The following is an 18,855-nucleotide window of genomic DNA, read 5'->3' as shown; positions in this document are numbered from 1 at the left end:
GGGGTGAAACCTTTATTCCGAGGCGTCGCTGGTGGCCGGTGGTGGGCGCAAACCAATCTCCGCTTTCAGCTCCATCGGTTTGCCATTACGCATGATTTCGATGCTGGTCGTCTCGCCCGGCTTGGCGCGCGCCACCTGGTTCATCGAACGGCGGCCGTCGCTGGCTGGCTCGCCATCGATGCTCAAAATAAGATCGCCCGGTTGCAAGCCCGCTTTTTGCGCCGGACCGTCACGGTAAATGCCTGCCACGATAATCCCGGGGCGGCCTTCCAAGCCGAACGACTCCGCCAGCTCCGGCGTCAGCGGCTGCACTTCGATGCCCAGCCAGCCGCGAATCACCTGGCCGTGCTCGATGATGTTCTTCATCACGTCCAACGCCAGCTTGGTTGGAATGGCAAAGCCGATGCCCTGCGAGCCATTGGACTTCGACAAAATCGCCGTATTGATGCCCACCAGATTGCCGTGCGCATCCACCAGCGCGCCGCCCGAGTTGCCAGGGTTGATGGCGGCGTCGGTCTGAATGAAATCTTCGTAGGTGTTCAAGCCCAGCTGATTACGGCCGGTGGCGCTGATGATGCCCATGGTCACGGTTTGGCCGACACCAAACGGGTTGCCAATGGCCAGCGCGACGTCGCCGATGGCGATGTTGTCGGAGCGGCCGAGGGTGATCGAGGGCAAATCCTTGAGGTCGATCTTGAGCACGGCGAGGTCCGTTTCCGGGTCGCTACCGATCACGCGTGCCAAGGTTTCGCGACCGTCTTTGAGCGCCACGACAATCTGGTCGGCGCCGGCGGTCACGTGGTTATTGGTGAGCAGATACCCCTCGGGGCTCATGATCACCGCCGAGCCGAGGCTCGATTCCATGCGCCGCTGTTTGGGCAGGTTGTTGCCGAAGAAACGGCGGAACTGCGGATCTTCAAACAGCGAGTTGGCCGGTTTGCTGACGATTTTAGTGGTGTACAGGTTGGCGACGGCGGGGGCGGCGAGGGTTACCGCGTCGGCGTACGACACCGGTCCCTGTTGCGCCACGCCGTACTGCGGAGCTTGCCGCATATGCACATCCTGGCGCGGCAGACCTACCCATTGCGGGTAGTACTGAATAATCAGCAACGCGAGCAACACACCGACCACCAGCGGCCAGCCAAGATAACGCAGAGCCTTGAACATCGATAAATCCTGAGGGTTGCGAGGGCCATGGCAGGCCCTTAAGGTGGCGCCATTATAGAGGCCGTCGCGGCAATAAAAAGCAGCTTACATTTGTACGGGAGAGTAAATGTTATGGCGATTGCGCTGACCACCTTGCTGGAAGAAGCCGAGCGTTTTCTCGCTGCGGCGCGCATTGCCGACTACTGCCCCAATGGCTTGCAGGTCGAAGGGCGGCCGCAGGTGCGCCGTATCGTCAGCGGCGTGACGGCGAGTCAGGCGCTGCTCGACGCGGCGGTCGAAGCCGACGCCGATGTGGTGTTGGTGCATCACGGCTATTTCTGGAAAGGCGAAAATCCCTGCGTGGTCGGCATGAAGCAGCGGCGTCTGAAAACCCTGCTCAGCAACGACATCAGCCTGCTCGCCTACCACCTGCCGCTCGACCTGCATCCCCAGGTCGGCAACAACGTGCAGCTCGCTCAGCAACTCGACATCACCGTCGAAGGCCCGCTGGATCCTGATAACCCGAAAGTGGTCGGCCTGGTGGGCTCGCTCGACGAACCCATGAGCGCGCGCGACTTCGCCCGCCGCGTGCAGGATGTGCTCGGCCGTGAGCCTCTATTAATAGAAGGTTCGCAGATGATCCGTCGCGTCGGCTGGTGCACCGGAGGCGGTCAGGGGTATATCGACCAGGCCATCGCCGCCGGCGTCGACCTCTACCTGACCGGTGAAGCCTCAGAGCAAACCGTGCACAGCGCGCGGGAAAACGACATCAGCTTTATTGCCGCAGGTCATCACGCCACGGAACGCTACGGCGTGCAGGCGCTCGGCGAATACCTGGCCAAACGCTTCGCCCTGGAACACCTGTTTATCGACTGCCCGAACCCCGTTTAGCGGGCATATGACTAGATCGTTTAGGTCTAAGTAGCTGCCTGATTAGAATAGACCGCTGTGCTAAAGTGCCGCCCTCGTCCACGGCCCGTAGGCCGTCCAATAACGCTCTCTTCGTGAGAAAGCCGTGAGTAGCCATGCTCGATAAATTGACGCATCTGAAGCAGTTGGAGGCGGAAAGCATCCACATCATCCGCGAGGTCGCCGCCGAGTTCGATAACCCGGTGATGCTGTACTCCATCGGTAAAGATTCCGCGGTCATGTTGCACCTCGCCCGCAAAGCGTTTTTCCCAGGCAAGTTGCCGTTCCCGGTCATGCACGTGGATACACGCTGGAAATTCCAGGAGATGTATTCGTTCCGCGACAAGATGGTGGCCGATCTGGGTCTGGACCTGATCACCCACATCAACCCGGACGGCGTGGCGCAGAACATCAACCCGTTCACCCACGGCAGCGCCAAGCACACCGACATCATGAAAACCGAGGGCCTTAAGCAGGCGCTCGACAAGCACGGCTTTGACGCCGCTTTCGGTGGCGCGCGCCGCGACGAAGAAAAGTCGCGCGCCAAAGAGCGCGTGTATTCGTTCCGCGACAGCAAGCACCGCTGGGATCCCAAGAACCAGCGCCCTGAGCTGTGGAACGTGTACAACGGCAAGGTCAATAAAGGCGAGTCGATCCGCGTGTTCCCGCTCTCCAACTGGACCGAGCTGGACATCTGGCAGTACATCTACCTCGAAGGCATTCCGATTGTTCCGTTGTACTTCGCGGCCGAACGCGACGTGATCGAAATGAACGGCACGCTGATCATGATCGACGACGACCGCATCCTCGAGCACCTGTCGCCTGAACAGAAAGCCAGCATTCACAAGAAGATGGTGCGGTTCCGCACCCTCGGCTGCTACCCACTGACTGGCGCGGTGGAGTCCACCGCTACCAGCTTGACCGACATCATTCAGGAAATGCTCCTGACCAGAACCTCCGAGCGTCAGGGTCGTGTTATCGACCATGACCAGGCCGGTTCGATGGAAGACAAGAAACGTCAGGGGTACTTTTAATATGTCGCACCAATCCGATTTGATCAGCGAGGACATCCTCGCCTACCTGGCGCAGCACGAGCGCAAGGAAATGCTGCGCTTCCTCACCTGCGGCAACGTCGATGACGGCAAAAGCACCCTGATCGGGCGCCTGCTGCACGACTCGAAAATGATTTACGAAGACCACCTCGAAGCCATCACCCGCGACTCAAAAAAGGTCGGCACCACCGGTGAAGACATCGACCTGGCGCTGCTGGTAGACGGCCTGCAAGCCGAGCGCGAGCAAGGCATCACCATCGACGTGGCGTACCGCTATTTCTCCACCGCCAAGCGCAAATTCATCATCGCCGACACCCCCGGCCATGAGCAGTACACCCGCAACATGGCCACCGGTGCATCCACCTGTGACCTGGCGATCATTCTGGTTGACGCCCGTTACGGCGTGCAGACGCAAACCCGTCGCCACAGCTATATCGCCTCACTGCTGGGTATCAAGCACATCGTCGTGGCCATCAACAAGATGGACCTCAAAGGGTTCGACGAAGGCGTGTTCGAATCGATCAAAGCCGACTACCTCGACTTCGCGGCCAAGGTGTCGCTGAAGCCGACCTCGATTCACTTCGTGCCGATGTCCGCCTTGAAGGGCGACAACGTGGTTAACCACAGCGACCGCTCGCCTTGGTACAGCGGCCAGACGCTGATGGAAATTCTCGAAACCGTCGAAATTTCCGCCGACCGCAACTTCACCGACATGCGTTTCCCGGTGCAGTACGTCAACCGTCCGAACCTGAACTTCCGTGGCTTCGCCGGCACCCTGGCCAGCGGCATCGTGCACAAAGGCGATGAGGTTGTGGTGTTGCCGTCGGGCAAGAGCAGCCGCGTGAAATCCATCGTCACCTTTGAAGGTGAACTGGAAAGCGCCGGCCCAGGCCAAGCCATCACCTTGACCATGGAAGATGAAATCGACATTTCCCGTGGCGACCTGCTGGTGCATGCCGACAGCAAGCCGCAAGTGACCGACAGCTTCGAAGCCATGCTGGTATGGATGGCTGAAGAACCCATGCTGCCGGGCAAGAAATACGACATCAAACGCGCCACCAGCTACGTGCCGGGCTCGATTGCCAGCATCCTTCACAAGGTCGACGTGAACACGCTGGAAGAGGGCGCCGCGAGCGCGTTGCAGCTGAACGAAATCGCCAAGGTCAAGGTCAGCCTCGACGCCTCCATTGCTCTGGACGGCTACGACCGCAACCGCACCACTGGCTCGTTTATCGTGGTCGACCGCCTCACCAACGGCACCGTTGGCGCGGGCATGATCATCGCCGCGCCGGTTGGCGGTCAGGCAGGCGGCGTGCACGGCAAGCTCGCTCACGTGGCTACTGAAGAGCGCGCCGCGCGCTTCGGTCAGCAGCCGGCCACCGTGCTGTTCAGCGGCCTGTCGGGCGCGGGCAAAAGCACACTGGCCTACGCCGTGGAGCGCAAGCTTTTCGACATGGGCCGTGCGGTTTATGTGCTCGACGGTCAGAACCTGCGTCACGACCTGAACAAAGGCCTGCCGCAAGACCGTGCCGGGCGTACCGAGAACTGGCGTCGTGCCGCGCACGTGGCGCGTCAGTTCAACGAAGCTGGCTTGATCACCCTGGCTGCGTTCGTGGCGCCGGATGCCGAAGGTCGTGAACAGGCCAAGGCCCTGATTGGCAATCAGCGTTTGCTCACCGTGTACGTTCAGGCCTCGCCGCAAGTGTGTGCCGAGCGCGACCCGCAAGGGCTGTACGCAGCAGGCGGCGACAACATTCCGGGCGAATCCTTCCCATACGACATTCCGCTGAATGCCGACCTGGTGGTCGACACCCAGAGCGTGTCGGTGGAAGAGGGCGTGAAGCTGGTGCTGGATCTGTTGCGTAGTCGTGGGGCTATCTAAAAAGCATCGCGGCTGAAGCCGCTCCCACAGATCGCAATCCTCTGTGGGAGAGGCTTCAGCCTCGAGCTTTTGATCTTCCAAGCCTCAAACAAAAAGCCCCGCATAGGCGGGGCTTTTTGTTGTCTGCGAATTAGCGCGGCGAGGTGTCGCTCACCGGCGGCTTTTTCAAGCCAAAGGTCGCGTCGAGCATGCCCGGTGCATCGGCACTTTTCGGCGCGTAGTCGCGGGGCACTTCGGAATCACGCGGCGGGGTCAAACGCTCGCGACTGCCCGGTTTTTCATCGTGCAAGGCGGCCAGCAAACGCTGACGGGTGAGTTCGTCCAAGGCCAGGCGATTAGCGCCTTCGGACAAGTGCTCCTGCACTTCCTGGTAACTCTGGGTGAGCTTTTTCACCAGGCTGGCGGTGGTGTTGAAATGGGTGACCACTTCGCTCTGGTAGCTATCGAAGCGCTCTTGAATTTCGTCCAGTTGCCGTTGGGTACGGCTCGGTGCGGCGCTGGGAACCAGGCGGGCCACCAGAAAACCGATGGTCACACCTGCGAGCAGGGCGAGTGCCGGGAGTAACCAGGCCAATAGGGTCTGTTCCACGAGTCCTTCCTCTATAAACGGCTTTGCTTTACGTTAACGGCTCACACCGGCGCTGTATAGCGCGGCGCGGTCCTGAAGGGGCGGGCGTCGCTTGCAGGCGTCCGCAGGTTGCTAATCACTGGATCTTATCCAACGAGATCTTTCCCAAGACGTGTCGACCCTATCTCGGGTCACGGAGTTCCGCCGTTGTCAGTTCGCGAAGTCTCTCTGTTTATTGAAGGGCCCACCGGGCAACTTGAAGCGCTTTACCTCGACCTGCCCGAAGCCCGTGGCCTGGCGCTGATCTGCCACCCCAATCCGGTGCAGGGCGGCACCATGCTTAACAAAGTGGTGTCGACCTTGCAGCGCACCGCCCGCGATGCCGGCTTTGCCACGTTGCGTTTCAACTATCGCGGCGTGGGCGCCAGCGAAGGCGTAAGCGAGATGGTCAGCGGCGAAGTGGACGACGCCGAAGCCGTCGCCAACTGGCTGCTCGCCGAACAACCGGACTTGCCACTCAACCTGTTTGGCTTCTCTTTCGGCGGCTTCGTTGCCGCCAGTTTGAGTGGTCGTCTGGAGGCGCGCGGCGTGGATATCGAGCGACTGTTTATGGTCGCCCCCGCCGTCAGCCGTCTGAACGAGCAAACCCCCATCGCCCAGCGCGGCGCCCTGACGCTGATTCAGCCAGAGCAGGATGAAGTCATCGCGCCGGAAACCGTTTTCGCCTGGTCGGCCCACCTTGAGCGTCCCCACGAGCTGCTGAAAGTGGCAGAATGCGGGCACTTTTTTCACGGCAAACTCACGGATCTCAAAGACCTGCTGCTGCCGCGCCTGTCGAACTGACTGAATAAGCGATCGCCATGACCACTCGTATCCTCACCGGTATCACCACCACCGGCACGCCGCACTTGGGCAACTATGCCGGCGCCATCCGCCCGGCCATTGTCGCCAGCCGCGCCGCCGACGCCGACTCGTTCTATTTTCTGGCCGACTACCACGCCCTGATCAAATGCGACGAACCCCTGCGCATTCAGCGCTCGCGATTGGAAATTGCTGCCACTTGGTTGGCGGCTGGTCTGGATACCGACCGCGTGACGTTCTATCGCCAGTCCGACATCCCTGAAATCACCGAACTCACCTGGCTGCTCACCTGTGTGGCCGGCAAAGGGCTGCTCAACCGCGCCCACGCCTACAAAGCCTCGGTGGATAAAAACCTCGAACAAGGCGAAGACCCGGACGCCGGCGTGACCATGGGCCTGTTCAGCTACCCGGTGCTGATGGCGGCGGACATTCTGATGTTCAACGCGCACCAGGTTCCGGTGGGGCGCGATCAGATTCAGCACGTGGAAATGGCCCGTGATATCGGCCAACGCTTCAACCATTTATTTGGCAAAGGCCGTGAGTTCTTCGTCATGCCACAGGCGCTCATCGAAGAAAGCGTCGCCACCTTGCCCGGCCTTGATGGCCGCAAAATGTCGAAGAGCTACGACAACACCATTCCGCTGTTCAGCAGCCCCAAGCAACTGAAGGCGGCGGTGTCTTCCATCGTCACCGACTCCCGTGCACCGGGCGAAGCCAAGGATCCGGACAACTCGCACCTGTTCACCCTCTACCAGGCCTTCTCTACTGCGCAGCAGCAAGAAGAATTCCGCAGCGACCTGCTCGGCGGTCTGGCCTGGGGCGAAGCCAAGCAGCGCTTGTTCGAGTTGCTCGACAGCGAACTGGGCGAGGCGCGCGAGCGCTACAACACGCTGATTGAGCGGCCTGCTGATCTGGAAGATATCTTGCTGGCCGGCGCTGCCAAGGCTCGCAAAATTGCCACCCCGTTCCTCGGCGAGCTGCGCGAAGCGGTGGGGCTGCGTTCGTTCCGCAGCGACATGCAGAACACTCAAACCAGCAAGAAGAAAGCCACGAAAGGCGCGCGCTTTGTCAGCTTCCGCGAAGACGACGGCAGCTTCCGCTTCCGCCTGTTGGCCGCTGATGGCGAGCAATTGCTGCTGTCCAAACACTTCGCCGACGGTAAGACCGCCGGCCAGGTGAGCAAGCGTCTTCAGGACGGCAGCCCGCTAGACGTGCGCGTCAACGGCAACGGCTTTGCGGTCTGGCTGGACGACCAAGCCGTCGGCGAAAGCCCGCAATTCGCCGATGCCGCTGCCTGTGAACAGGCCGTCGCCCAACTGCGCGAAGCACTGGCGCCACAGCCGGAATAACGCGCGAAGGCCGGCCGGCATGGTTGGCCGATTGCCAAGCAACGGGGTCGCCGCTAAAGTGACGACCCCGTTTTTGCGGTCTCGGGCGTTTCGACCCACCACGCGCGCCACTGCGCGTCGGCTAAACGCAGACCCTGGGTACTGTTTACTCGTTACCTGCCCATCACCTGCCTCGCGCTGCCCATCACTCGGCCCGGTCGCGAGCTAGTAAATAGTTGAGAGCATTACGCGATGACGCCCCTCGAGCGATACCAGGCGGACCTCAAACGTCCCGACTTCTTCCATGACGCCGCGCAAGAAACTGCGGTGCGCCATCTGCAACGCCTCTACGACGACCTGATCGCCGCCGGTGAAAACAAGCCCGGCCTGTTCGGCAAGTTGCTGGGCAAAAAGAACCACGATCCGGTCAAGGGTTTGTACTTCTGGGGCGGCGTTGGCCGCGGCAAAACCTACCTGGTCGACACCTTCTTCGAAGCGCTGCCCTTCAAAGAAAAAACCCGTACGCACTTCCACCGTTTCATGAAGCGCGTGCACGAAGACCTGACCTCATTGAGCGGTGAAAAAAACCCGCTGCAAGCCATCGCCAAGCGTTACGCCGCCGAGACGCGCGTTATTTGTTTCGACGAATTCTTCGTCTCGGACATTACCGACGCGATGATTTTGGCGACGCTGCTCGAAGAGCTGTTCAAAAACGGCGTCAGCCTGGTGGCCACCTCCAACATCGTGCCCGACGGTTTGTACAAAGACGGCCTGCAACGCGCGCGCTTCCTGCCGGCCATTGCGCTGCTCAAAGAACACACGGTCATCGTTAACGTCGACAGTGGCGTCGACTACCGTCTGCGCGCCCTTGAGCAAGCCGAGCTGTTTTACTGGCCGCTCAACGAAGGCGCGGAAATCAGCCTGAACAAAAGCTTCGTCAGCCTGGTGCCCGACTGCGTGAAGGCGCAGGAAAACGAAGTGCTGATGATCGAAAATCGCGGCATCACGGCGCGTAAAGTCTGCGACGACGTGGCCTGGTTCGAATTCCGCGAACTGTGCGATGGCCCGCGCAGCCAGAACGACTACATCGAACTGGCAAAAATCTTCCACGCGATTCTGATCTCCAACGTGGAGCAGATGGGCGTCAACGAAGACGACCTGGCGCGCCGCTTCATCAACTTGGTGGACGAGTTCTACGACCGCAACGTCAAGCTGATCATCTCCGCAGCCGTCGAATTGAAAGACCTTTACACCGGCGGCCGTTTGAACTTCGAATTCCAGCGCACCTTGAGCCGGTTGCTGGAAATGCAATCCCACGAATTCCTGTCGCGGGCGCATAAGCCGTAAGGGATTCGAGCGTGAAAAAAAAGGCTGCCCAAGGGCAGCCTTTTTTGTGGGCGCTGAGAGGCGAGCTTTGGCCATTTACTCGGTCATCCCCGCGAAGGCCGGGATCCAGAATTTCGAATGGGACACGGTGTGGTGCTCGCCGCGCACCTCAGGAACCCGAATCGTCGACCGCCGCCTTGGGGATGACGGTGTTTAGGTCGGGTTCGGCCCCGCAAACCGCATCAGTTCTGCGCCACCTTCTGCTCATGCTCTTTCAGCAATTCCTTGGCATGCGCCACTTCCAACGCCTCCATGGCATTGATGGGCTTTAGCGCGACCGCCTGCTTCAGATGCTGAACGGCCTTGGCTTCTTCGTCATCGCCATACACGTAGGTAAGCGCGTTGGCATATTCGTAATGGCCGATGGGCAGATTGTCAGCCTGCTTAAACGATTGCGCGAAGTAGGTTTCCATTTTGTCGGCACTAACGCCGTAGGTCATTTTCCCCACCATTTTCCCAACCTTGCGAATCACGCCGGCTTCGTAGCCGCCGTATAGCGCCAGAGCGAATGGTTGGTCCGGTTGCTTGGCCAGCAGCGCATCAAGCTCTTTCGGAATCTGGCTGGTGTAACCGCGCTTGAGCACGACCGGCACCGACAGCTCTTCACCGAGTCGCGCCTTGGCATACACGCGGCCGAACTGCGCGACCGTGTCGGCTTGCACCAGCTCGCCGGCCTTGTCGGTGTAGTCGATGACTTCTTCAAGTAAGCGGTGCTTTTCTTCCTGATTCGGTACCAGGAACATCGCGTACACCACTTGGGCAAACATCGCCGGCACCTGGCCGCCAACGCCGAGGGCCAGGCCTTCTTTTTTGGCTTGGGCGAAATCGCCTTTGAACACCAGGCGCCAGACGTTTTGTAGTTTTTGCGCGTAGACCTCGGCGTCTTCCGGCTTACCGGTAAAGCCGGTGTTGCCGGCTACGGTCATCTCCAGCGCTTTCGGGTAGCTGGTGGCCATCTTCATGACCCACTGCGCGTCGGGGAACGGATAGTTGTCGCCGAAGCCGCGGGTCAGCTGCGGCCAGGCCTGCCGCAGCTTGTCACCGGAGTAGTCGAAGCCGCTTTGATCGTACGGAAAGGGTTTCCATTGTTCGTCCGCCACAGCCACCAGGCTGCACAGCGTAAGCAGAGCAAAGATAAACGAGCGCATGACAAGTACCTGTTTTTGTTAGAGGTTCACAGGCCCGATCATAGGTCGCAGGGCAGGGCGACCAACCCCCATCCTAGGAATGGCTGTCCTTCTGCTGGAATTGGCGACGATATTGGTTGGGCGACAATTCTGTGTGCTGACGGAACAACCGCGCGAAGAAGCTGGCATCGTCGTAGCCCACTTCGTAGCTAATGGTCTTGATGCTTTTGCGGGTGGCGCTGAGCAAACCCTTGGCTGTTTCGATCCGTAACCGTTGCAGGTAGTGCAGCGGCTTGTCGCCGGTTGCCGTCTGAAAGCGGCGCATAAAGTTGCGAATGCTCATGCCGTGCTGGCGCGCCACGTCTTCAAAGCGAAACTTCTCGGCGAAGTTTTCTTCCAGCCATTGCTGAATTTGCAGAATGGTCACGTCCTGATGCAGCTTCTGGCCGCCAAAGCCGATACGGCCTGGCGTGTAGTTGCGCTGCACCTCGTAAAGGATGTCGCGGGCGACGGCCTGGGCAACGCTGGCGCCGCAGAAGTGTTCAATCAGATACAGGTACAAATCGCACGCCGAGGTGGTGCCGCCGGCACAGTACAAATTATCGCCGTCCGAAAGATGTTTCTCCTGATTCAACAGAACCTTGGGGAAGCGTTCGCTGAACTCACGGAAAAAACGCCAGTAGGTCGTAGCCTCTTTGCCGTCCAGCAAGCCGGACTGCGCCATCCAGAACACGCCCATGGCCTCGCCGCAGATCATGCTGCCAGCGGCGTGCTGCTTGCGCAGCCACGTCAGAATTTGCGGGTAGCGCTGGTGCAATGTGTCGAAGTCGCCCCAGTACGCCGGCAGGATGATGATGTCGGCTGGCTCCAGGCCTCCTTCGACCGGCAACACCACATCGCTGAAGCTGCGCGCAGGCTGGCCATCAGGACTTACCAAATGGATTTCGAAAGCGGGCGTGAGGCCCAGCCCCAGTTGGCGGCCGTAGCGCAGGCTGGCCATGTGGAAGAAGTCTTTGGCTTGCATAAGCGTGGAGGCGAACACGCCTTCGATGGCCAGTATGGCGACGCGTTTGAGTGCGCTGGGCTGAGCGGTTGGCATGGATGCTTATTCTTATTAGGGGATAGTGGTCAGTGGCTGGCTGGATCGTCTTATTTTTTGTCGCATGTGTCCAGTGCGTCTGAACGTTTGACTGTCCTACAGTCGGCGCCATGCCAATCCCGGCTCCAGACGTATTCAGTGGGTAAAACAATGATTCCAAGAACCCTGTTCAGCTCGGACCATGAGCTGTTTCGCGACAGCGTGCGCAAGTTCCTCGAACAGGAAGCCGTGCCTTTCCATCATCAGTGGGAAAAGGACGGCCATATCGACCGCGCGCTTTGGAACAAGGCGGGCGAGGCCGGCATGCTCTGCTCCCATCTGCCGGAAGAATATGGCGGCATGGCGGCCGATTTCCTCTACAGCACTGTGGTCATCGAAGAAATCAGTCGCCTTGGGTTGAGTGGCATCGGCTTCTCGCTGCACTCGGACATCGTCGCGCCTTACATCCTGCATTACGGCTCTGAGCATCTGAAACTCAAATACCTGCCCAAGCTGGTATCGGGCGAAATGGTCACCGCCATTGCCATGACCGAGCCGGGTGCCGGGTCCGACCTGCAAGGCGTGAAAACCACCGCTGTGTTGGATGGCGATGAGTACGTGCTTAATGGCTCGAAGACCTTCATCACCAACGGTTTTCTCGCCGATCTGGTGATCGTCGTGGCCAAAACCGATCCTAAAGCTGGCGCTAAGGGCACCAGTCTTTTCCTCGTTGAAGCGGGGACGCCGGGCTTTTCCAAGGGCAAGCGCTTGGAGAAGGTCGGCATGAAGGCGCAGGACACGTCCGAATTGTTCTTCCAGGACGTACGCATTCCCAAGGAAAACCTGCTCGGCCAGGCCGGCATGGGCTTCGCCTACCTTATGCAAGAGCTGCCGCAAGAGCGCCTGACCGTGGCGCTGGGCGCATTGGCTAATGCCGAAGCTGCCCTGAAGTGGACGCTGGATTACACCCGCGAGCGCAAAGCGTTCGGCAAAGCGATCAGCGACTTTCAGAACACGCGCTTCAAACTGGCGGAAATTGCCACAGAGGTGCAGGTGGGGCGTGTATTCGTCGACCGCTGCCTGGAGCAGCATCTGGAAGGTAAGCTCGATGTGCCTACCGCCGCCATGTGCAAATACTGGACGACCGACCTGCAATGCAAAGTGCTGGATGAGTGCGTGCAGTTGCACGGCGGTTACGGCTACATGTGGGAATACCCGGTCGCGCGCTCGTGGGCGGATGCGCGGGTACAGCGCATTTACGCTGGCACCAACGAGATCATGAAGGAAATTATTTCGCGGTCGTTGTGAGTGCTTGGTGTAACTGAAAAGCCCGGCTGAGTGCCGGGCTTTTTCGTTTTGCGCGCGTTGTTAAGGCGCCGGATTGGGCTGGCTTTTATGGATGGCGTCGATCTGTTCCAGCAACTCGGTGCTGAGCGTGAGTTCAGCGCTGCCCAGGTTGCTGCGCAGCTGTTCATTGCTGGTCGCGCCGATGATGTTGCTGGTAACGAAGGGGCGAGCTGTCACGAATGCCAGCGCCATCTGCGCAGGATCCAAGCCGTTTTCACGCGCCAGCGCGACGTAGCGCGAGCACGCCGCTTCTGCCTGGGGGTTGGTGTACCGCGTGAAGCGGCTGAACAAACTGATGCGCGCGTTGGCCGGTCGGGCGCCGCCTTCGTATTTGCCGGAGAGCATGCCGAAGGCTAAAGGCGAGTAGGCCAACAGCCCGCATTGCTCTCTGATTGCCACTTCAGCCAGGCCGACTTCGAACGTGCGGTTCAGCAGGTTGTACGGGTTCTGAATCGACACCGCACGCGGCAGGCCCAATTGGTCGGCGAGCTGCAGAAACTTCATGGCGCCCCACGGGGTTTCGTTGGAAAGACCGATGTGACGGATCTTGCCGGCCTTCACTTGCTCATCCAGCACCTCAAGGATTTCGGCGATGGGCGTGAAGTCTTCATCTTTATGTTGATAGCCGAGCTGGCCGAAAAAGTTAGTGCTGCGCTCAGGCCAGTGCAGTTGGTAGAGGTCGATGTAGTCGGTTTGCAGGACGCTTCAGGCTGGCGTCAACAGCGGCCACGATGTGCGCACGGTTGTGTTTCAGCTGGCCGTCACGGATGTGAGAAATACCATTGCCGGGGCCGGCGATCTTGCTGGCGAGAATCCAGTCGCCACGGTTGCCGCGGGCTTTGAAGTAGTTGCCGATGATTTGTTCGGTGCGGCTGTACGTCTCTGCGCGTGGCGGGACGGGGTACATTTCCGCGGTGTCGATGAAGTTCACGCCAGCGGCGCGGGCGATATCGATCTGCTCGAAAGCGTGCTCCTGGGTGTTCTGCTCGCCCCAGGTCATGGTGCCCAGACAGATAGCGCTGACGTTCAAGTCGGTGCGGCCGAGCTTACGAAACTGCATGAATTTCTCCTCGTGCAAAAGTGACCATCAAATCAGGTTGATATTTTTCCTGCAATCGGCATAATTCCGCAGCTGTTTTCAGCAGGGGATGCCTAGCCTGCTTGAATCCGCCGTACGGACGTGATGACCCGAGCCCCCGATAGCGTCCGTCTCTGGCTGCCTTTGCTTGTCAAAGCGCGCACTATTCAGTAAGATCCGCCGTCTTATTTTCAGGGCGGCCCCTGAGGCTATTAAAGAATGAAAACTTTTACTGCTAAACCGGAAACTGTTAAGCGCGACTGGTTTGTCGTCGACGCTGCAGGTCAGACTCTGGGTCGTCTGGCCACAGAAATCGCTAGCCGTCTGCGTGGCAAGCACAAAGCCGAATACACCCCGCACGTTGATACTGGCGACTACATCGTCGTTATCAACGCTGAGCAAGTGCGTGTAACCGGTGCTAAGACCACTGACAAGATGTACTACTCTCACTCCGGTTTCCCGGGTGGCATCAAGTCGATCAACTTTGAAAAGCTGATCGCCAAGGCGCCTGAGCGTGTGATCGAGACCGCGGTTAAAGGCATGCTGCCGAAGAACCCGCTGGGTCGCGACATGTACCGTAAGCTGAAAGTGTACAAGGGTGCTGTTCACCCACACACTGCTCAGCAGCCCCAAGAACTGAAGATTTAACGGAATAGTTCATTATGTCGGCGACTCAAAATTACGGCACTGGCCGTCGCAAGACTGCAACCGCTCGCGTTTTCCTGCGTGCAGGCACTGGCAAGATCTCCATCAACAACCGCACCCTGGAAAACTTCTTCGGTCGCGAAACTGCCCGCATGGTAGTTCGCCAGCCGCTGGAGCTGACTGAGACTGTTGAAAAGTTCGACATCTACGTCACCGTTCTGGGTGGTGGTGTAAGCGGCCAGGCTGGCGCAATCCGTCACGGCATCACTCGTGCTCTGATGGACTATGATGAAGCTCTGCGTCCTGCTCTGCGCAAAGCTGGTTTCGTCACTCGTGACGCTCGTGAAGTTGAACGTAAGAAAGTCGGTCTGCGTAAAGCGCGCAAGCGTCCGCAGTACTCGAAGCGTTAATTCGCACTTCGTTCAAAGACGCCCAGTTTCCCAAAGGAACTGGGCGTTTTTTATGGGCGAGAGTATTAATTGCGACAACTTGCCGCACCGGTAAATGCCACGTGCGGCAAGGCTTTCAGCCATTTTGTATCCAGTAATTGCCTTGTCAGAAATGGGGCTTTTCTTTACCATTTGGCAAATTTTTTGCGCGGCTTGAATTTTACTTAGTAGATGCCTGAATAACAGGCCACAAAGCTGATGGGAGACGACTGAATGAGCAATGACGGCGTGAATGCAGGCCGGCGTCGCTTCCTTGTAGCAGCCACTTCGGTGGTCGGTGCTGCAGGAGCGGTGGGTGCTGCGGTCCCGTTCGTGGGGTCATGGTTCCCGAGTGCCAAGGCCAAGGCCGCTGGTGCTGCGGTGAAGGTGAATGTCAGCAAAGTCGAACCAGGTCAGCAGATGATTGCTGAGTGGCGCGGCCAGCCGGTATTCATCGTTCGCCGTACAGATGAAATTCTGGGCAACCTGACCAAGATCCACGATCGGATGTCTGACCCGGAGTCGAAAGCTTCCGTGCAGCCCACCTATGTCGACCCGACTGTGCGTTCGATCCGCCCGGAGATTTTAGTGCTGGTCGGTATCTGCACCCACCTGGGTTGCTCGCCATCCTTCCGTCCTGAAGTGGCTCCGGCTGACCTCGGCGCTGAATGGGTCGGTGGCTACTTCTGCCCATGCCACGGTTCGCGCTACGACCTCGCGGGTCGTGTCTATAAATCGCAACCAGCCCCGTTGAATCTGCCAGTGCCGCCTCACTCTTACGAGTCTGACGACGTCATTGTCATCGGTGTGGACCAGGAGAAAGCCTGATGAGCAAATTCATGGAGTGGGTAGATGCGCGCTTTCCCGCCACAAAAATGTGGGAAGACCATCTCAGCAAGTATTACGCACCGAAGAACTTCAACTTCTTCTACTTCTTTGGCTCGCTGGCTCTGCTGGTTCTGGTTAACCAGATCCTGACCGGCGTCTGGCTGACCATGAGCTACACCCCGTCCGCCGAAGAGGCTTTCGCCTCCGTTGAATACATCATGCGTGATGTGGAATACGGCTGGATCATTCGTCTGATGCACTCCACCGGCGCGTCGGCGTTCTTCATCGTGGTTTATCTGCATATGTTCCGTGGCTTGCTTTACGGGTCGTATCAGAAGCCGCGTGAGCTCGTTTGGGTGTTCGGTATGTTGATCTACCTGGCGCTGATGGCTGAAGCGTTCATGGGCTATCTCCTGCCGTGGGGTCAGATGTCGTACTGGGGCGCCCAGGTAATCATCTCGCTGTTCGGTGCGATTCCGGTGATCGGCGATGACCTGACTCAGTGGATCCGTGGTGACTACCTCATCTCTGGCATCACCCTGAACCGCTTCTTTGCGCTACACGTTATCGCCCTGCCGATCGTGATTCTGGGCCTGGTCGTGCTGCACATTCTGGCACTGCACGAAGTCGGTTCGAACAACCCGCAAGGCGTGGATATCAAGAAGTTCAAAGACGAAAACGGCGTACCGTTGGACGGCATTGCCTTCCACCCGTACTACACCGTGAAAGATATCGTCGGCGTGGTGGTGTTCCTGTTCATCTTCTGTTCGATCATCTTTTTCTTCCCGGAAATGGGCGGATATTTCCTTGAGAAGCCGAACTTCGAAGTAGCGAACTCGTTCAAGACGCCAGAACACATTGCTCCGGTTTGGTACTTCACACCGTTCTACGCAATTCTGCGTGCGGTACCGGATAAGTTGCTCGGCGTAATCGCCATGGGTGCTGCAATTGCTGTTCTGTTCGTACTTCCATGGCTTGACCGTAGCCCGGTTAAGTCGATGAAGTACAAAGGCTGGATGAGCAAAATCTGGTTGGCGGTGTTCTGCGTTTCCTTCGTGATTCTGGGCGTGTTGGGCGTATTGGCCCTGACCGACGAGCGCACGTTGCTGTCGCGTATCTGCACCTTCCTGTACTTCGCATACTTCATCCTCATGCCGTTCTACACCAAGCTTGAGAAGACCAAACCGGTTCCGGAAAAGGGTGACTGGCTGATGAAAAAGCTATTTGCTGCACTAGTTTTCGCTGTTCTGCCGGCCATTGCGCTCGCCAACACTGGCCATGGCCCTGAGTTGGATTCGGTTGATATTGACCTGACCGACAAAGCCGCCATGCAAGACGGCGCGCGTACCTTTGCCAACTACTGCATGGGCTGCCACAGCGCCAAGTTTCAGCGTTACGAGCGCGTTGCCGATGACCTCGGCATCCCGCATGACCTGATGCTGAGCAACCTGGTTTTCACCGGTGCAAAAATTGGCGACCTGATGAAAAACAGTATGTCGCCGGTTGATGCCAAGAAGTGGTTCGGTGCGGCTCCGCCCGACCTGACTCTGGTGGCTCGTGTTCGTGGCAACGATTGGCTCTACAGCTATCTGCGCAACTTCTACGAAGACCCGGCACGCCCTTGGGGTGTGAACAACAAGGTGTTCCCGAACGTGGGTATGCCTAACGTGCTGGTCGGTCTGCAAGGTCGTCAGGTTGTAGGCTGCAAGCAAGTACAGGTGGTTGAGGACGGTAAAAAGCAGTACGACCCACTCACCGGTACTCCGCTGACCCACGAAGCCTGTGACCAGCTCACCATCGTGCCGAAGACCGGCAAGTTGAACGAAGCTGAGTTCGACGAGAAGATCAAAAATCTTGTGACCTTCCTCGCCTACTCGGCAAACCCAGTGAAGCTTAAAAGCGAGCGCATCGGTACTTACGTGCTGCTGTACTTGGCCTTCTTCTTTGTGTTCGCGTATCTGCTGAAGCGTGAATACTGGAAGGATGTGCACTAAGTAACTGGTATTCTCCGCTGTCGACTTGCGCGCCCAATTGGGCGCGCACGTTTTTTCTGCTTCAGATAACTTTAACAAGCGAGGAGGATCGCCATGGGCGTGACCAACCGGTTGGCCTGTTACTCCGACCCCGCCGATCACTATTCCCATCGCGTACGTATCGTGCTCGCCGAGAAAGGTGTTAGCGCGGAAATCATCAACGTCGAACCCGGGCGTACACCGCCCAAGCTGGTTGAGGTCAATCCTTACGCCAGTCTGCCGACCTTGGTGGACCGTGATTTGGCGTTGTACGAGTCAACGGTCGTGATGGAATATCTTGACGAGCGTTACCCACATCCACCGCTCCTGCCGGTGTACCCGGTGGCTCGCGCCAATAGCCGTTTGCTGATGCACCGTATTCAGCGCGACTGGTGCGTATTGGTGGACCAGATACTTGATCCGCGCAGCAAAGAGCCGGCGCGCGTTCAGGCCCGCAAAGAACTGCGCGAGAGCCTGACCGGCGTGTCGCCATTGTTTGCCGACAAGGCTTATTTCCTCAGTGACGAATTGAGTTTGGTAGATTGTTGCCTCTTGCCGATCCTGTGGCGGTTGCCGATATTAGGCATTGAACTGCCCAAACCGGCGAAACCGCTGCTCGATTACATGGAGCGCCAGTTCGCCCGTGAGGCCTTCCAAATCAGCCTGTCGGGTGTAGAGCGCGATATGCGCTGAAGCTGAAGGAGCTTTTGATGAACTCCAGTCGTCCGTATCTGATTCGCGCTTTATACGAGTGGATCGTCGATAACGATTGCACACCGCATCTGTTGGTAAACGCGGAATACCCGAACGTGCAAGTGCCGCAAGGTTTCGCCAATGACGGTCAGATTGTCTTGAATGTATCGCCTAGCGCCGTTCGCCATTTGCACATGGATAACGAGGCGGTGAGCTTCGAAGGGCGTTTCGGTGGCATCGCGCATACCTTGTTCATTCCGGCCTCTGCCGTGTTGGCAATTTACGCGCGGGAAAACGGCCAGGGATGGTTTTCGATCTGGAATCGCCGGTGGCTGACGAAGAGCTAGACGATGATCCGGACGACGACGGCCCATCAGGTTCCGAGCCACCGCGTCCAAGCGGCCGGCCGAGCTTAAAGGTGGTCAAGTAAGGTGTCGGCGGGTTTCGCTACATGAAACCCGACCCAATAAAAAAGGCGATCTGAAGA

16 protein-coding genes and 3 pseudogenes are annotated in these 18,855 nt (G+C 58.5%); 14 read left to right on the top strand and 5 right to left on the bottom strand.

All coding sequences use genetic code 11. The annotated features are described in order from the left end of the window. Nucleotides 1–12: 12 nt before the first annotated feature. Nucleotides 13–1,167 carry a Do family serine endopeptidase AlgW gene (gene algW, locus ACZZZP_RS18690; RefSeq protein ID WP_463383716.1) on the bottom strand — a complete coding sequence of 385 codons (1,155 nt, stop codon included), beginning with the start codon at nucleotides 1,165–1,167 and terminating at the stop codon, nucleotides 13–15. Nucleotides 1,168–1,278: 111 nt separating this feature from the next. Between algW and ACZZZP_RS18685 the strand changes: the two genes are divergently transcribed. The 3 genes from ACZZZP_RS18685 to cysN all read left to right on the top strand — a co-directional run bounded on the left by ACZZZP_RS18685 (nucleotide 1,279) and on the right by cysN (nucleotide 4,989). Further along, nucleotides 1,279–2,037, top strand: coding sequence for a Nif3-like dinuclear metal center hexameric protein (locus ACZZZP_RS18685; protein WP_463383715.1), 759 nt, complete (start codon nucleotides 1,279–1,281; stop codon nucleotides 2,035–2,037). Between the two features lie 134 nt (nucleotides 2,038–2,171). Continuing rightward, nucleotides 2,172–3,089, top strand: coding sequence for a sulfate adenylyltransferase subunit CysD (gene cysD / locus ACZZZP_RS18680; protein WP_463536758.1), 918 nt, complete (start codon nucleotides 2,172–2,174; stop codon nucleotides 3,087–3,089). Nucleotide 3,090: 1 nt separating this feature from the next. Further along, entirely contained in the window at nucleotides 3,091–4,989 is a 1,899-nt protein-coding gene (gene cysN / locus ACZZZP_RS18675) for a sulfate adenylyltransferase subunit CysN (RefSeq protein ID WP_463383713.1), read from the top strand. A gap of 130 nt (nucleotides 4,990–5,119) precedes the next feature. Here the strand turns inward: cysN and ACZZZP_RS18670 are convergent, their stop codons facing one another. After that, nucleotides 5,120–5,578 carry a ZapG family protein gene (locus ACZZZP_RS18670; RefSeq protein WP_122494309.1) on the bottom strand — a complete coding sequence of 153 codons (459 nt, stop codon included), beginning with the start codon at nucleotides 5,576–5,578 and terminating at the stop codon, nucleotides 5,120–5,122. A gap of 186 nt (nucleotides 5,579–5,764) precedes the next feature. Between ACZZZP_RS18670 and ACZZZP_RS18665 the strand changes: the two genes are divergently transcribed. The 3 genes from ACZZZP_RS18665 to zapE all read left to right on the top strand — a co-directional run bounded on the left by ACZZZP_RS18665 (nucleotide 5,765) and on the right by zapE (nucleotide 9,093). After that, the gene (locus ACZZZP_RS18665; RefSeq protein WP_122494307.1) at nucleotides 5,765–6,400 is read left to right on the top strand and encodes an alpha/beta fold hydrolase; all 636 of its coding nucleotides are present in this window, start codon (nucleotides 5,765–5,767) and stop codon (nucleotides 6,398–6,400) included. 17 nt (nucleotides 6,401–6,417) lie between these two features. Continuing rightward, a complete protein-coding gene (locus tag ACZZZP_RS18660; RefSeq protein WP_463383712.1) occupies nucleotides 6,418–7,767 on the top strand; it encodes a tryptophan--tRNA ligase in 1,350 nt (449 codons plus the stop codon). Nucleotides 7,768–7,998: 231 nt separating this feature from the next. Further along, nucleotides 7,999–9,093, top strand: a complete 1,095-nt coding sequence (gene zapE, locus ACZZZP_RS18655; protein ID WP_463383711.1) for a cell division protein ZapE — start codon at nucleotides 7,999–8,001, stop codon at nucleotides 9,091–9,093. Nucleotides 9,094–9,314: 221 nt separating this feature from the next. Here the strand turns inward: zapE and ACZZZP_RS18650 are convergent, their stop codons facing one another. Both ACZZZP_RS18650 and ACZZZP_RS18645 read right to left on the bottom strand, forming a co-directional pair. After that, complete coding sequence (locus ACZZZP_RS18650; protein WP_463536757.1) at nucleotides 9,315–10,280, bottom strand: hypothetical protein; 966 nt, start codon at nucleotides 10,278–10,280, stop codon at nucleotides 9,315–9,317. Between the two features lie 73 nt (nucleotides 10,281–10,353). Then, entirely contained in the window at nucleotides 10,354–11,259 is a 906-nt protein-coding gene (locus ACZZZP_RS18645; protein WP_463384749.1) for a GlxA family transcriptional regulator, read from the bottom strand. Between the two features lie 249 nt (nucleotides 11,260–11,508). On the opposite strand from ACZZZP_RS18645, the gene ACZZZP_RS18640 reads away from it, so the two are divergent. Next, a complete protein-coding gene (locus ACZZZP_RS18640) occupies nucleotides 11,509–12,645 on the top strand; it encodes an acyl-CoA dehydrogenase family protein (RefSeq protein WP_122494297.1) in 1,137 nt (378 codons plus the stop codon). A gap of 60 nt (nucleotides 12,646–12,705) precedes the next feature. Here ACZZZP_RS18640 and ACZZZP_RS18635 read toward each other — a convergent pair. Next, a pseudogene (locus ACZZZP_RS18635) lies at nucleotides 12,706–13,744 on the bottom strand (NADP(H)-dependent aldo-keto reductase). 237 nt (nucleotides 13,745–13,981) lie between these two features. On the opposite strand from ACZZZP_RS18635, the gene rplM reads away from it, so the two are divergent. The 7 genes and pseudogenes from rplM to ACZZZP_RS18600 all read left to right on the top strand — a co-directional run bounded on the left by rplM (nucleotide 13,982) and on the right by ACZZZP_RS18600 (nucleotide 18,798). Further along, nucleotides 13,982–14,410: a 50S ribosomal protein L13 gene (gene rplM / locus ACZZZP_RS18630; RefSeq protein WP_110616662.1), complete on the top strand. Its 429-nt coding sequence runs from the start codon at nucleotides 13,982–13,984 to the stop codon at nucleotides 14,408–14,410. Between the two features lie 14 nt (nucleotides 14,411–14,424). Continuing rightward, a complete protein-coding gene (gene rpsI, locus ACZZZP_RS18625) occupies nucleotides 14,425–14,817 on the top strand; it encodes a 30S ribosomal protein S9 (protein ID WP_122452435.1) in 393 nt (130 codons plus the stop codon). A gap of 252 nt (nucleotides 14,818–15,069) precedes the next feature. Then, nucleotides 15,070–15,663 (top strand): ubiquinol-cytochrome c reductase iron-sulfur subunit, encoded by a 594-nt coding sequence (gene petA / locus ACZZZP_RS18620; protein WP_122494293.1) that lies wholly within the window; start codon nucleotides 15,070–15,072, stop codon nucleotides 15,661–15,663. Beyond that, nucleotides 15,663–16,862 (top strand): annotated as a pseudogene (locus ACZZZP_RS18615) (cytochrome b); the annotation flags it as partial. The gene petA and the pseudogene ACZZZP_RS18615, both read left to right, overlap by 1 nt. A gap of 12 nt (nucleotides 16,863–16,874) precedes the next feature. Beyond that, nucleotides 16,875–17,657, top strand: a complete 783-nt coding sequence (locus ACZZZP_RS18610) for a cytochrome c1 (protein ID WP_463383709.1) — start codon at nucleotides 16,875–16,877, stop codon at nucleotides 17,655–17,657. 93 nt (nucleotides 17,658–17,750) lie between these two features. Further along, nucleotides 17,751–18,368: a glutathione S-transferase N-terminal domain-containing protein gene (locus ACZZZP_RS18605; RefSeq protein WP_122452440.1), complete on the top strand. Its 618-nt coding sequence runs from the start codon at nucleotides 17,751–17,753 to the stop codon at nucleotides 18,366–18,368. A gap of 17 nt (nucleotides 18,369–18,385) precedes the next feature. Further along, nucleotides 18,386–18,798, top strand: a pseudogene (locus tag ACZZZP_RS18600) (ClpXP protease specificity-enhancing factor). Nucleotides 18,799–18,855 lie beyond the last annotated feature (57 nt).

It is taken from the genome of Pseudomonas sp. AC211, assembly GCF_979258055.1.
Note: the sequence above shows the minus strand (reverse complement) of the source record. Positions and strands in the feature narration are given on the sequence as shown.